Source organism: Clostridium sp. (assembly GCF_032552055.1).
GTDB lineage: Bacteria > Bacillota > Clostridia > Clostridiales > Clostridiaceae > Clostridium.
Genome location: NZ_JAWGSV010000005.1, coordinates 1 through 15,244 on the forward strand (window position 1 = coordinate 1; position 15,244 = coordinate 15,244).

The window sequence follows — 15,244 nt, forward strand, 5'->3', positions numbered from 1 at the left end:
GTCTCTCAAATACACCAAACTATCATTTAATCAAATTTAATATTTCTATTGTGCCTTTAATATAATTCATTCTTCTTTTCCATTCCATTTAATTATAAATGTAATGTCATTATCTTCAGAAATTATTATTCCATTTCCACCATAGTCACTATCCTTTACATAATAATTTTTATCAATAGTTAAACCTAGTTACTATCAACCACAATCTATAGTTTCATTCTCAAAATAAATAGTAATAATGTACCTATCATAACAATAGTAGCATAAATAATATTATTTAAAAATTGAGCTTATAATTAAACTTATCATATATGTTATGAATGAAAATATTATTGCTATAAAAAGAATATTTATAATTAACATGTTATAGCTTATTATCATATTTAATGATATATATTTTGTTATTCCTAATAAATTTAATATCATAAGCATTAAAAACATACTAAAAAGACCCTTACTAGCTCCTTTTATATCTGCTTTACTTAATGATATATGAGAAGATATACATATTGCTAATAATATAAAAATCATAAATTCTACACTCTTAAAATTATCTAATGTAAATATTAGCTTTGTTAATTCTTTAAATGATAATATCACATTAACTAAGTTAACCTGATTAATATTATTAAGTATAGTTGACATAAAACCATTATATCCACTTGGTATTATAAAATACATTAGAATACCAATAGAAATAGTTCCCCCTAAAATAGGAGCTATCCCTATAAAAAAGTTTCCTATTTGTTGATATAGACTCTTAGAATTATATCTGTGTTTTACATATCCTAATGTATTATCTTCACTATTAGGTTGAAAAAGCTTTATTTCTGTTATCTCATGCCTAAAAATAATAGCTACTATTGCATGGCTTAACTCATGTATAGGAACACCTATAAACCCTGTTATATAAATAGATTTTCTTCCAAAAGCTTTATAAAAATTTTTAATAGACCTCTCTCTAAAAAATCCTAATATAAATCCAACTACAACAATAGCTCCTACTAGGCATACAATTTCAAATATAGTTATAATTAATAATTCTTTTAAAAACTCCATGTATTAATTCCTCTCTATATTTACTAATTTAATAAAATCAATATTTTAAGAATACCATGTTTTAATCCTGCTTTTCTCTCATTTTAAAGTATACTTTTTCAATAAAGTTTAATTTAAATTATTAATTAGATTAATATACCAAAAAACTATTATTTCACATTTGGAAAAATAAATTTTATAGAAAAACCTTTATTTATTATTGAATCAATTTCTATATCTATTTTCATTAAGTCACAATATTTCTTAACTAAATATAATCCTATCCCTGTTGATTTCTTTATATTATCATAATTCCCTGTAAATCCTTTATCAAAAATAAATGGTATATCTTGTTTTTCTACACCAAGTCCATTATCTTTAATTTCAAGATAGATTCTCTCATCTTCTTTATATATTCCTGATTTTATCCAAATATATTTATCTTTATCTTTTGAATATTTTAAAGCATTTTCTATAACTTGAGATAAAATAAACTTCATAGTTTTTTCATCTGTAACTACATTTTTGTTATAAACTTCTACCTCTAAGCTTACATTGTTTTCTTTAATTAAGCTATTTAAATCTATTATTACATCTATTGTAATTTCATTAATATCAACTTTTTTAAGTTTAAAATTTATATGTGAAGATTGAAGTCTTGCATAATATAAAATCAAGTCCAAATCAATACTAATTCTATGAATAACATGATTAAACCTTTTATATACTAAAGGGGACATTTCATCTTTCCTATTTTCAAGTAATAGAGTTCCTAGATGAAGCGGGGTTTTTATTTCATGAATCCAACCTTCTATTAAATCCTCATGTTCTAAATACTTTTCTTCATTTTCCTTAATTTCTTTTTCTAAACTTCTTAATTTATCACCAATATTTTTTATTGAATCTATATAATTTTCATTAAAGATATTCAAAAGTTTTGCTTCATTCTCTTCATTAGGTTCATTTAAAAATCTTTCGAAATAAATTTCCTGATTGCTTATTTTATTTCCTTCAAAAAACAGACCAACTAAGATAATTATTAAGGTAAAAAGAACCATTAATCCAACTAAAACTTTAAAATTATTTGGAGACACTAACCACATCATAAATATAAAAAATAAATTAGTTAAGATAAGAAGAAAAATCCATATTCCTGATTCTATAAAACTACTTTTAATTTTACTCCTCATCTATAACCTCCAATTTATATCCAATCCCTCTAATTGTTGTAATAACATTATCTAAATTAATTTTTGATAAACTTTTTCTAAGTCTTGTCATGTTAACCTGAAGAATATTTTCATCAACAAAATCTTTTGTTCCCCAAAGTTCAATAAATAAATCTTCCTTTTTAACTATTTTGGGATAATTAATCATAAGATTACGAAGTATCTTTCCTTCATTTTCTGGAAGTATAACAGAATTTTCTAATACTTTACTTGGTAGATTTTTTCATCTAAAATCAAATTCCCAACAGAAATATTATTTATAATTTTTTCGTACATCTTAATTATTTTATCTGCTCTTGCAATTATTCTATCTGGATGACAAGGCTTGGTTAAATAATCATCTGCACCTAAATCTAATGCATGTAACTCATCTTTCATTTGATTTCTAGATGTAAGTATAAGAACTGGAAAGGATGTTCTTTGCTTCAATGATTTACATATTTCAAACCCAGACATTCCTGGCAAATTCAAATCTAAAACTATTAAATCTGGATTAGATTTTTTTATATCCTCTAAAGTATTATTAAAATTTGTTATGCTTTCTACTACATATCCTCTCTTTTCAAAAATACTTTCAAGCTCTTCTCTAATATATAAATCATCTTCTATTATTAACACCTTTTCCAAAATACTCAGCCCCTATCAAAAACATTTAATGAATTTATTTCTTTATAACTTGTTCTATCAATTATTTTTATATAAATAAGTTCTACAATAACTAACATAATAATTATAACAGAAGCTATTGGTCCAATATATACTAAAAGCTTTTTACTTTCCTCATTTAAAAAACTATTAAACATTGCCCATATTCCAAATATTGAACTTATTAAAGAAGCTCCTATAACTAATCCAAAAAATATTCTTACTTGAGATTTTGCAGACTTAAATACCTCTGATTTTTCTGCTCCTAGCTTAAGTAAGATTTCGTATCTTTCTTTTGTAGAGCTAAGCTGTATTAAAAACTTAATACCAATCATTGTATTTCCTATTATTAAGAATATAATTCCTAAATATAAAGTTAAATAACTACCTGTTACAATATAAAACAGATTTCTTCCCATACCTTGTAGATAGCTCTCATATTGTAATCCACTTTCAGATAAAATTTCATTAACTTCACTTATAGCTTGCATTAATCCTTTCTCTTCAACCAAATTATTATTTATATTTAAATTCCAAATTGGATAGTCTGTATTTCCTATAAGATTCTTATATAAATCATCCGAAACAATAAGAGCATTTGAAAGAGTTATTGCTCTATCAGCTACAATGTTATCTATATAATACTCCTTAGCTAAATCATATTTTTCTCCTTGAATTATAATATATGGATTTTCTTTTAAAACTTCATTTATAAAATCTTCTGAGTAAAATCCTGAATTAGAATAAAAGGCAACTTCATTATTTTCTAAAATAAGATTTTCTTTTCCTGATGCTTCTCTCATTTTATTAAAAGATTCTAAAGAAATTATATACGGATAATTATCAGTTGTTAAATACTGCAATATTATCTTCTTACTCTTTGATTCAGGCATTTTTTCTATTTTCTGTCTAAAGCCTTCCCAAGAGAACTCTAATACTTCATTATCCCCTGAATTAAGTGATGCTCTCATACTATCTAAATAGACAGGATAATAATTTTCTACATAAGAATTTAAATCTAAGGTATTTATAGTTTCCTTAATTTCCTCTTCAGAAGCTGTTATTGAGAAATCTACTGTTCTATTAGTATTATCTTGATTTGATATAGCTACAGAAGCGCCAAAAGCAATACATATCATTGATAATAAAACTAATAAAGAAGAAAAGGCTAAAGTATTTGATTCAAAAAATATATTTTCTTGAATTTGTCTCATTGTAAATGTAAATAAACCACTAGATTTCTCTGACTTTTTATTTAACGTATTTCCAATTAAAGCACTAATTCCTTTAAAGAACATAAAAGTGCCAGTAATTCCTGTAACTAAAACTATAATAGCAACAACTAAATTTAAAGATTTCAAAAGTAAAATAGCAACTAGGTAGGCTATTATTAGTAAAATGACTCCTATAATTAAATAAATCCATCTAGATTTTTCAGAAGAAATAACTTGCTTTTTGGAGCTATCTTTCTTTATTAAATCAAGAGGTTCCTTCTTACTTATAGAAATACTTAATAAAATCATAGCTATAATTTGTACCAACAAAAATCCTATAACAGTTCCTATTATGCCTGTATATGAAAATTTGAATTGATGTCCTATAATTCCTATTCCAATTATCTTTATAGTAGCTAAACTTATTAATTCCGTTAAAAACAAAGCTATTGGTATTCCTATTAAAAGAGAAATTAAACTATTGTATATTGTTTCTCCCATAAGTAATCCAAAGATTTTTCCTCTTCTCATACCTAACATCTGATACATTCCAAATTCTTTTTTTCTTCTTTCTAAATGATATCTACTAGAAAAATATATTAAGAAAAATAGGAAAAATAAAGATAATACATATACAAGCTTAATTAAAATCATTAGCTTTTGAATTGCATCACTTTCCATAGTTCTTAAAAAACTAATTACATCTTGATCTTCTAAAGAAAGTAAAACATAAAAAGATACTATAGCTACAATTAAAGAACCAAAGTAAAGTCCATTTTCTTTTCTACTCTTTTTTGCATTTTTGAAAATATGCTTAAAGAACATTTGCACTTCCTCCTCCTAATTGAGCCATTACCATTAAGATTCTTTCATAGAAATCACTTTGACTCTCTTTTTCCTTGTTTCTTCTAAGTTCATGAAAAATAACTCCATCTTGTATAAATAAAATTCTTGAGCAAAAACTTGCTGCATTAACATCATGAGTAACCATTAAAATAGTTGATTCATTTTCTTTATTTATAATCTCAAGCTTACTCATTAAAGACTTAGCATTTTTTGAATCCAAAGCTCCTGTTGGTTCATCTGCTAATACAATTTCTGGATTTGTAATTAAAGCTCTAGCAGCGGCAACCCTTTGCTTTTGCCCTCCTGACATTTCATTTGGATACTTATTTAAAATAGATTCGATATCTAATTGTTTAACTATTTTAAGCAACTTTTCCTTAGCTACTTCATAACTAATATTGTGAATAGACAAAGGCAAAATAATATTCTCTTTAGCCGTTAAATTATCTAGCAACTCAAAATCCTGAAATAAATAACCAATTTTATTCCCTCTAAAATCGGCTAATTTCCTTCCCTTAAAAGTACAAATATCTTCACCATTTAATAAAACCTTACCAGATGTAGGCCTAAGCATAGTTGAAATACAATTAAGTAATGTTGTTTTACCTGATCCACTAGCCCCCATTATTCCTAAAAACTCACCTGGTAGAACATCAAAAGTAATTCCTCTTAAAGCTTCAGTCTTACTTTCATTACTTCCGTACACCTTCTTAATATTTTCAACTTTTAATAATTTATCATTAATATTCATTTATTCTCCTCCTGCTCTTTATATATCTAATTCTAATAAAGAGTAGTGTAAATTAAAACTTACACTTTGTGTAAGGTTCCACTTTATCTATAGTACATTATTCTTTTAAAAGTATCTTTATTATAAATACGTTCAGACCTAGTTCCACTTTATCTATAGTACATTATTGATTAACTTATATTTTGTGTAGAACATTCTTAAAATAAAAACTCACTATAATTAAATCTTTAACCCTTATTATTTATTACCATAAGACTGATCTATTAATATTATTATACAATATTATTTTTACCAAAATATACTTTAATTGTAAAATAGATAACTTAATATCAGCTTTTTTAATTTATATTTAATTCTTATTGCCTAAGAGTATAACTTTTATATCATACCTTCTATATTAGGATTTATCTTATTTTTTCTTATATTACACCCCAAAATAGAAAGCCTAGATATTCTAAAATTAATTAAAATACCTAGGCTCATGACTAATAAAAACTGCACACTCATTCACCAATCGTGAGAGTGTGCAGCCTTATATTATACTTATTATTAAACTTCTTTAGATAACTTTTCTAAATCAGCAATTATAACATTTACTAAATCTAACTTTCCTTTAGCATAGTCCTTTTCATTAAGCCAATCTAATCCAAGTTCTAAAGCCTTTTTAGTTTCTTTATATTCTTCTAATAATTTTTTAATTGTTTCTTCTCTCATTTATATCTCTCCTCATATAATTACTCAATTGTAACTAATTTTCCAAGGTTATTTTTATTAAATTAAGAAAGCTTGTCCCAATGTAAAACTACTCAACTGTAACTGATTTTGCAAGGTTACGTGGCTTATCTACATCGCACCCCTTTTGTTTTGCCATATAATAAGATATTAATTGTAGTGGAACTACTGATAATACTGGTGTTAGTAGTGAATTAGTTCTTGGAATATAAATCACATCATCACATACTTCCTTAGCATCTTTGTCCCCTTCATTTGCTATTGCTAAAACCCTTGCTCCCCTAGTAACTACTTCTCTAATATTACTTATCATCTTATCTTTTAATTTATCTTCAGTTAGTAATGCAATTACAGGTGTTCCCTTTTCTATTAATGCAATTGGACCATGTTTAAGTTCTCCTCCTGCATAAGCTTCTGAATGAATATATGATATTTCCTTAAGCTTTAATGAACCTTCTAATGCAACTGCATAATCTAATCCTCTTCCTAAGAAGAATAAATCTTTATCCATATAGTTTTTTGAAGCATATTTTTGAAGTTCATCTTTTTTATCTAATATCTCTTTCACCTTATCAGATAATATTAATAATTCTTCTTTAAGTTCTTCTGATAATTCCTTATTTAACGTTCCTTTAAGTTCTCCAAAATATATTCCTAGAATATACATTGCTATAAGTTGAGTTTCATATGCCTTAGTAGATGCAACTGCAATTTCTGGGCCTGCCCAAGTATAAAGAACATGATGTGCTTCTCTTGAAACTGAACTTCCTACAACATTAGTTATAGCAATAACCTTAGCTCCCGTTTTCTTTGCATCTCTTAATACTGCTAATGTGTCTGCTGTTTCCCCTGATTGACTTACTACTATTAGTAATGACTTTTCTGTTATTAATGGATCTCTATATCTAAACTCTGAAGCTATATCTACTTCAACTGGTATTTTAGCTAACTTTTCTATAATTGTCTTTCCTACTAATCCAGCATGATAGGCTGTCCCACAAGCTACTATAAATACTCTATCGAAGTTTTCTAATTCTTCTTTTGTAAGATTAATATCATCTAATTGAACTTTTGTATCCTTTAAAACTCTAGATGTTAAAGTATCTTTTATAGCTTTTGGCTGCTCATGTATTTCTTTTAACATAAAGTCCTCATATCCGCCTTTTTCAGCTGCATCGACATCCCAAGTTACATGATAAATTTCTTTATCTATTTTTTCTCCATCTTCAGTTTTTATTTCTACGCCGTCCTTTGTTAAAATTACAAATTCTTTATCTTCTAATAAATAAACTTCTCTAGTATGATTTAAAACTGCTGGAATATCTGAAGCTATAAAATATTCACCTTCTCCTACTCCAACTATTAATGGACTATCTTTTCTAACTGCAACTATCTTATCAGGCTCTTCTTTACAAATAACACCAATTGCATAGCTTCCTTCCATCTTTGAAGTTGCCTTAGTTACAGCCTCAAATAAATCACCTTTGTAATAGTAATCTACTAAGTTAGGAATTACTTCAGTATCTGTATCTGAGCAAAATGTATATCCCTTAGTCTTTAACCATTCTTTAAGCTTTATATAATTTTCTATTATACCATTGTGAACAACACTTATTGTTACATCTCCATTACTATGAGGATGTGAATTAATATCTGATGGTTCTCCATGAGTTGCCCATCTAGTATGACCAATTCCTATATGTCCCTTCAATGGATTTTCATTTAAATTTTCTTCTAGGTTTTTAAGTCTTCCTTTATATTTCTTTACTTTTATTTCTCCATCTTCTAATATTGCAACTCCTGCTGAATCATATCCTCTATACTCTAACTTAGATAATCCTTCAACTAATATAGGAGATGCTTCTTTTCTTCCTACGAATCCAACTATTCCACACATTATATTTTTCTTCCTTCCATTGTCTATTATTTTTCATTCTAAATTAAGGTCCTATTACAACAGCTCAAAATTAAAAATGTAGAATGTAAACTATGCTTATTAATATAATGCCAATAAACATATTAGTTTTAGAAACTCTTTAAAGAGTTCCTTCGTTAATTTTACATTTTTAATTATTCATTTTTCATTCTGTAATAGTACCTTGAAGGTTTTAACACCAAGCTAATATTGTCCTATAAGTCACCTTATAGATTTGTTAGCCGTTAACGGTAGTGTGTAATACCGTGGGGCACCCGCCGAAGTATCGATAACTCCCCAACCTCGTCAACTTAAGTGAGACTCCAAATCTTTGATTTGGCTAGTCGAACTTACTCAGCTGTGCTGAGTTTCCTCTCCGATTTCAAATCTTTGATTTGCTAATCTAACTTACTCAGCCTTGCTGAGTTTCCTCTCTGACTCCAAATTTTATATTTGGTCAGTCGAACTTGCTCAGCCATTCTAAATTCCTATATAGATTCAAATTTTATATTTAAATAGACGAACTTAATTAAATTGAAATTTGAATTATCATCGGTTTTCCTTCTCATTTCATTTTAATTTTTATACTCTACATAACTTCAACTTAATAAAACAAGCTTTATAGTTTCAGTTAAGTTCGCCTATATAAACCATAATTTATAGCCTAAAAGAAACTCCTAATCAATTCAATCATAGATTTGAATCTTAAAAGGAAACTCGACTCGCGTTCGCTCGCTGAGTAAGTTCCACCAACCAAATCGTAGATTTGGGATTTTAAAGGAAACTCGACTCGTGTCCACTCACTGAGTAAGTTCGCCGTACTAAATCAAAGATTTAGAGGCTCACTTAAGTTCTGGCGCTTTATTTTTTGCCCATCCTCCTTTTCTTATTTATCATTTAATTTGTAGTACAGTTTATGCAACTAAAATTAAAATCTACACTAATTTTAGCACACTTTTTCTTAAATTCAACCATTTATAGTTAAATTTAATTATTTTTCACTATTTTAATGAAATAAACTTATATTACTCCTTTTTTCTCTTGTTTACTCTTATTAACAACTATACATGTAGATGTCTAGACATATATCCAATAGATATTAATAATATATAATTCATAATTATAAAAAGAACTCAGCATAAGCTGAGTTTTCATTATTAACATCAATATGATAACTATAGGATTTATCTTCCTATAGTTGCTTTCATTTAATTAGCCTTAATCTCTTTGCTAAATCCATTTATTAGATTTAATTTTTCTTCTCTTGATAACTGCTTTATAGCATACTCCCTTTTCATTGCTTCTTTCTTATCTTGAAATTCTTCAAAATATACTATTTCTACCGGAAGCCTAGGCTTAGTATATTTTGCTCCTTTTCCACTATTATGAGCCTTAAGCCTTTTTTCTAAAGAGGTTGTCCATCCTGTATATAAAGTATTATCTGAGCATTTCAATATATAAACATAATTCATTTTATCACCTAGTTTAATTTTTCTTATAATCTAATAATTAAATTATAACTTAAAAATAGGTTATCTTAAACACTAATACTTAAGATAACCTATCTTTTGCCTATTTCTTAAAAGACTCTTCTATTTTATTTTTCATTTCTTCAACTTTATCTTTAGCTATCTCTGTATTCTCTCTAATAGATCTATCATATTCGTTGAATAAATTTCTCATATACTCCATTGTACTTGCCAAAGAAGCATCTTCTATTGTATTTCCCATACTATTCATCTTATTTTCAAATTCTGTCCTATATGTTTCCCATTCTGCAGGATCTATTTTATCCACACCATTTTCTACTTTACTTCTAAAATCTGTGTATAAATCTTCTGCATCTTTTCTAGCTTTTTCAATATCTGTACCTACTACTGTTCCAGGAGTATTGGAATTACTTGTACCAGGATTAGTACCATCTGTCATTCCTGTACCATCATTATTAGCTGGTGGAGTCTCTGTATTAGTTTTTCCACAAGCTGCTAGTCCTAAGCTGCAAGTTATTAACATTCCTATTAATAATTTTTTCATTTTAGCTCCTCCTTTCTTCTACATAATTATCTTCTCTCTTATTTCAGAAATTATGTAGTGGAGAAATATCATATAAAATGAAAAAAACTCTAAAAAGAGTTTTTTAGTCTTTACATTCAGTAACTTAAAACAAGTACCTACTTATTTATTCATTATTAATTGCATTATCACTCCGCCTAATATAGTTAATGCATAAACTAAATTAGTAATAACGCAGTTCTTTACAGCTAGTATAAATGTGTCTTTCTTAGTTTGAATCTTGTTAAACTTATCTATATTTCCTTGAACAAACTTTAAAATTAGCAATGTAACTAAAGAAATAATAGGTAAAGATTTAGTAATTACACCTATTACTATTGAAATAAATCCAATATAGTAAAGCCACTTAAATAGCTTTAGGGCATTTTCTTTTCCAATATATATTGGAAGTGTATATCTCTTATTTTCTATATCTTCATCTATGTCACATATATTATTTGCAAGCATTATATTTGATATTCCCATTATTGGAGATAAGCTTATTAAGAATATATTTACTAACTCTATAATATTAAAGTTTATATTTATGTTGCTTAAGTCATTAAAACTTATATTTAATATTCCAGCATCAAATACGTGAATATAAATAGTTAAGAATGTTATTATAAAGCCCATAGCTAGTCCTGAGAATACTTCACCAAAAGGTGTTCTTGAAATTGGGATAGGTCCAAAAGAATATGTAATTCCTATAACAAATGATATAGCTCCAATTAATAAAACTATTATATTTGTATTTTTAACTAATAATAGACCTAAAGCTGCTGCAATAATTAGCATAGTAAAAATAGTTACTCTAACTACCTTTGGATTTAAATTATGGCTTACTATTGCATTATGAGTTTCATATCCATAGCCTTCTTTTTTTATGGCTTTAGCATAATCCATATAGTTATTTATTGCTGTAGTAGTCATGTCAAATATTATCATTGAGGAAAACATTATAATTGCATTCTTCATATTAAAAGTATCAAATCTATATAATGCATAAAATGTTCCTAATAAGAAAGGAATCACGCTTGCTACCTTTGTTTGAATTTCTACTAATTTTAAAAAGCTTTTAATATTCATCTAATTTCCTCCTTATTTATTACTTTAATATTTTAACATAAATAAAAAGAAAACATAATGTATTTTTAACTTTCCATTCATTGTTATGTTACTTATATTTTAAGTAAAGGCTCTGTTAGATTAAATTATTGATTTACTACATTAAATTAGGTTGTCTTAACAACAAAGACAACCTAATTTAAATAATTATTTATAATATGCGATAAAATTAAAAACTATTTATTAATTTATTCAAAATTAATATCTTTATCAAGTACATAGGCTTTTTTCTCACTATTTTCAATAGAATATTTCATATGACCATTATCATACCCTACTTCTTTTAAAACTAAAACCTTATATTCTCCAACTTTTTTTATTTCATATTTTAATATTGCATCACCAATGTATATTTTATTTCCTATTAAACTGAAATCACTAACGCTATCTTTACCATCACTTCTAAATTCTTTTATAGTTACGCCTGATATTTCTATATAATCCTTTTTATTGACTTGTTTGGATATATCAGACTCATATCTTATATCACTTCCCTTATATAAATACCATTTTCCATATAATTTTGTAGGTGAAATAAAACTTAAGATAACAAATAATAAGCAGCAAACTAAGGCAATAACACTAATTTTTTTAATCTTATTCATATAATTCTCCCCTTATACCCTATATATGCAAATTATACCATATAAGTGTTCAGGCAAGTATTTATACTTAGATACCGTTATTTCTATAATAAAACAGCAAAATACAATTCCAATCTATTTTCATACTATTAAAGCCTTCTGAAACATAGCTTTCACTATATATAAGCAAACTTATTTTCAGTAATTCCATAGGAATTACCTCCTTAATTGTTAACCGTTAATTATTAATTGCTAATTGTTAATTGAAAAAAGCTGCCTTTCGGCAGCCCTTATATTAATCTAATTTCTTACTATCAATCCAACTCATCATTTCTCTTAATTCTTTACCAACTTTTTCGATTGGATGTTCTGCTTCCATTTTTCTTCTAGCATTGAACATTGGTCTTCCAACTTGGTTTTCTAATAACCAATTCTTAGCGAATGTACCATCTTGTATTTCTTTAAGAACTTTCTTCATTTCCTTCTTAGTTTCGTCAGTTACTATTCTATCTCCAACTGCGTAGTCACCATATTCAGCTGTATCAGAGATTGAGTATCTCATCATGCTCATTCCACCTTGATATAGTAAGTCTACGATTAATTTCATTTCGTGTAAACATTCAAAGTAAGCATTTTCTGGAGCATATCCTGCTTCTACTAAAGTTTCAAAACCAGCTTTGATAAGTGCTGTACATCCTCCACAAAGAACTGCTTGTTCTCCAAATAAATCTGTTTCAGTTTCATCTTTAAATGTAGTTTCTAGAACTCCAGCTCTAGCTCCACCTACTCCATTTGAATATGCTAAAGCTAAATCACGAGCATTTCCAGTAGCATCTTGATATACTGCTATTAAACATGGTACTCCTGATCCTTCAGTGTAAGTTCTTCTTACCATATGTCCAGGTCCCTTAGGAGCGCACATAAATACATCTACATCTGCTGGAGGAACTATTTGTCCATAATGAATATTAAATCCATGAGCAAATACTAAAGCATTTCCTTCTTCTAAGTTCGGAGCAATTTCATTTTTATATATTTGAGCTTGCTTTTCATCTGGTAATAGAATCATTATAATATCAGAAGCTTTAGCTGCTTCTGCAACTGTTGCTACCTTAAGTCCTGCTGCTTCAGCTCTTGGCCAAGATTTACTTCCTTCATATAATCCAACCACAACATCTACTCCACTTTCATGTAAGTTTAATGCATGAGCATGTCCTTGGCTACCATATCCTACTATAGCAACTTTCTTTCCATTTAATAATTCTAAATTTGTGTCCTTTTCATAATACATTTTTGCCATTTGTCTACTAACCCCCTATTATTTTAAACATCTTCTTCGCTTATTATTTCATCAATAGCTGCACCTGGTGCAACCATAGGAAATACTTTTTTATCATTGTGTATCACATAATCTATTACTACTGGTCCTTCTTTATAAGATAAGGCTTCCTTTAGTACAGGAACTAGTTCTTGTTTTTCATGAACTCTAAATCCCTTACCTCCAAAAGCTTCAGCTACCTTTACAAAGTCAGTAGTTCCATTTAAATCAGTTGACGAATATCTTCCTTCATAGAAGAAGTTTTGCCATTGCCTAACCATTCCTAATGAATTGTTATTTACTATTATTACTTTTACAGGCAATTTATTTTTAGCTGCTGTTGCTAATTCATTGCAGTTCATTCCAAAACTTCCATCACCAGCTATATTAAATACTGTTTTATTCTTATTGGCCATTTGTACACCTATTGATGCTCCAAGACCAAAGCCCATAGTTCCAAGTCCACCAGAGGATATAAAGCTTCTAGGTGTCTTAAACTCAAAATGTTGAGCAGCCCACATTTGATGCTGTCCAACTTCAGTTGCAAGTACGAAACTACCATCATCTAATTCACTTAGCTTTCTAAATAGGAATTCTGGTGTTAATTCTCCTGTTTCTGAAGTATCCTTAACCTTTAGAGCTTTAAGCTCATTCATCTTAGCTAACCACTCATCATTTTTCTTTTCTTTAAGGAGTGGTATTAATCTTTGAAGAACTATCTTTAAGTCCCCAACTACAAAGGCATCTACCTTGACATTTTTATTGATTTCTGCTGGATCTACGTCTATATGAACTACCTTTGCATGCTTTATTTGATTTTGAGTATTTATAACTCTATCACTAAATCTAGCTCCTAAATTAATTAATAAATCGCATTTGCTTGTTAATATATTTGAAGCTTTACTTCCATGCATTCCTATCATTCCAGTATATAATGGATGATCATATGGGAATGATGATATTGCCATAAGAGAAGTTGCTATTGGTGAATTTATCTTCTCAGCAATTTCCTTAAGCTCTTCATAAGCTGCTGAAGCTACAATACCTCCCCCTGCATATATAAATGGATTTTCAGCTTCATTTATTAATTTAGCTACATCTTGTAGTGCTTCATCAGTTATATGCTTAGTTTTTCTTTCTACTTCTTTAGGCATCATAGGTTCGTATATAGCTTTAGCTGCTGTTATATCTTTTGGAATATCTATTAATACTGGACCTGGTCTTCCTTCTTTAGCAATATAAAAGGCTTCTTTAACTACTTTTTGTAAATCATTAATATCTTTAACTATATAATTATGCTTAGTTATTGGCATTGTAATTCCAGCTATATCGACTTCTTGGAAACTATCCTTACCTAATAATGGTCTAGTTACATTACCTGTAATAGCTACTATTGGAATAGAATCCATATAAGCCGTTGCAATCCCAGTAACTAAGTTTGTAGCTCCTGGTCCTGATGTTGCTAAGCATACACCTATTTTCCCAGTAGATCTTGCATATCCATCTGCTGCATGGGATGCCCCCTGCTCATGAGCTGTTAGTATATGATTTATCTGCTCTCTATAGTTATATAGCTGATCATATATATTTAAAACAGCTCCACCAGGATACCCAAATATAGTATCAACACCCTCATCGATTAGAGACTTTATTAATATCTCAGCTCCTGTTAGAAACATAAATACCCCCCTTTTTTCAATGAAGAATTAAAAATGAAAAGTAAAAAATCATTGAAGTAATTCAGCATGTGGCTGAATTACTTTATTTTATAACTAAGCTTTGCTTAGTTAGT

At 28.0% G+C, this 15,244-nt stretch carries 15 protein-coding genes; all 15 read right to left on the bottom strand.

Going from position 1 to position 15,244, the window contains the following annotated elements:
• Positions 1-273 precede the first annotated feature (273 nt).
• Complete coding sequence (locus E6248_RS00835) at positions 274-1,059, bottom strand: hypothetical protein (RefSeq protein ID WP_316338956.1); 786 nt, start codon at positions 1,057-1,059, stop codon at positions 274-276.
• Positions 1,060-1,208: 149 nt separating this feature from the next.
• Complete coding sequence (locus tag E6248_RS00840; protein WP_316338957.1) at positions 1,209-2,228, bottom strand: sensor histidine kinase; 1,020 nt, start codon at positions 2,226-2,228, stop codon at positions 1,209-1,211.
• The gene (locus tag E6248_RS00845; protein WP_316338958.1) at positions 2,218-2,415 is read right to left on the bottom strand and encodes a winged helix-turn-helix domain-containing protein; all 198 of its coding nucleotides are present in this window, start codon (positions 2,413-2,415) and stop codon (positions 2,218-2,220) included. Before E6248_RS00845 ends, E6248_RS00840 begins: the two co-directional genes overlap by 11 nt.
• 50 nt (positions 2,416-2,465) lie before the next feature.
• On the bottom strand, positions 2,466-2,885 hold the full coding sequence (locus E6248_RS00850) for a response regulator transcription factor (protein WP_316338983.1): 420 nt from the start codon (positions 2,883-2,885) through the stop codon (positions 2,466-2,468).
• Between the two features lie 14 nt (positions 2,886-2,899).
• Positions 2,900-4,951, bottom strand: coding sequence for an ABC transporter permease (locus tag E6248_RS00855; protein WP_316338959.1), 2,052 nt, complete (start codon positions 4,949-4,951; stop codon positions 2,900-2,902).
• Positions 4,941-5,723: an ABC transporter ATP-binding protein gene (locus E6248_RS00860; protein ID WP_136006980.1), complete on the bottom strand. Its 783-nt coding sequence runs from the start codon at positions 5,721-5,723 to the stop codon at positions 4,941-4,943. Before E6248_RS00860 ends, E6248_RS00855 begins: the two co-directional genes overlap by 11 nt.
• Positions 5,724-6,272: 549 nt before the next feature.
• Positions 6,273-6,437, bottom strand: coding sequence for a hypothetical protein (locus tag E6248_RS00865; protein ID WP_168354943.1), 165 nt, complete (start codon positions 6,435-6,437; stop codon positions 6,273-6,275).
• A gap of 88 nt (positions 6,438-6,525) precedes the next feature.
• Positions 6,526-8,352 (bottom strand): glutamine--fructose-6-phosphate transaminase (isomerizing), encoded by a 1,827-nt coding sequence (gene glmS, locus E6248_RS00870; RefSeq protein WP_316338960.1) that lies wholly within the window; start codon positions 8,350-8,352, stop codon positions 6,526-6,528.
• 1,226 nt (positions 8,353-9,578) lie between these two features.
• Positions 9,579-9,842, bottom strand: a complete 264-nt coding sequence (locus tag E6248_RS00875) for a GIY-YIG nuclease family protein (protein WP_316338961.1) — start codon at positions 9,840-9,842, stop codon at positions 9,579-9,581.
• Positions 9,843-9,942: 100 nt separating this feature from the next.
• The gene (locus tag E6248_RS00880; protein ID WP_316338962.1) at positions 9,943-10,404 is read right to left on the bottom strand and encodes a hypothetical protein; all 462 of its coding nucleotides are present in this window, start codon (positions 10,402-10,404) and stop codon (positions 9,943-9,945) included.
• Between the two features lie 141 nt (positions 10,405-10,545).
• The gene (gene menA, locus E6248_RS00885) at positions 10,546-11,511 is read right to left on the bottom strand and encodes a 1,4-dihydroxy-2-naphthoate polyprenyltransferase (protein ID WP_316338963.1); all 966 of its coding nucleotides are present in this window, start codon (positions 11,509-11,511) and stop codon (positions 10,546-10,548) included.
• A gap of 227 nt (positions 11,512-11,738) precedes the next feature.
• Positions 11,739-12,155 carry a hypothetical protein gene (locus tag E6248_RS00890; RefSeq protein ID WP_316338964.1) on the bottom strand — a complete coding sequence of 139 codons (417 nt, stop codon included), beginning with the start codon at positions 12,153-12,155 and terminating at the stop codon, positions 11,739-11,741.
• 67 nt (positions 12,156-12,222) lie between these two features.
• Positions 12,223-12,345 carry a hypothetical protein gene (locus E6248_RS00895; protein WP_316338965.1) on the bottom strand — a complete coding sequence of 41 codons (123 nt, stop codon included), beginning with the start codon at positions 12,343-12,345 and terminating at the stop codon, positions 12,223-12,225.
• An 84-nt stretch (positions 12,346-12,429) separates the two neighbouring features.
• On the bottom strand, positions 12,430-13,434 hold the full coding sequence (ilvC, locus tag E6248_RS00900) for a ketol-acid reductoisomerase (RefSeq protein WP_316338966.1): 1,005 nt from the start codon (positions 13,432-13,434) through the stop codon (positions 12,430-12,432).
• Positions 13,435-13,457: 23 nt separating this feature from the next.
• Positions 13,458-15,131, bottom strand: coding sequence for a biosynthetic-type acetolactate synthase large subunit (gene ilvB / locus E6248_RS00905; RefSeq protein ID WP_316338967.1), 1,674 nt, complete (start codon positions 15,129-15,131; stop codon positions 13,458-13,460).
• Positions 15,132-15,244: the final 113 nt, after the last annotated feature.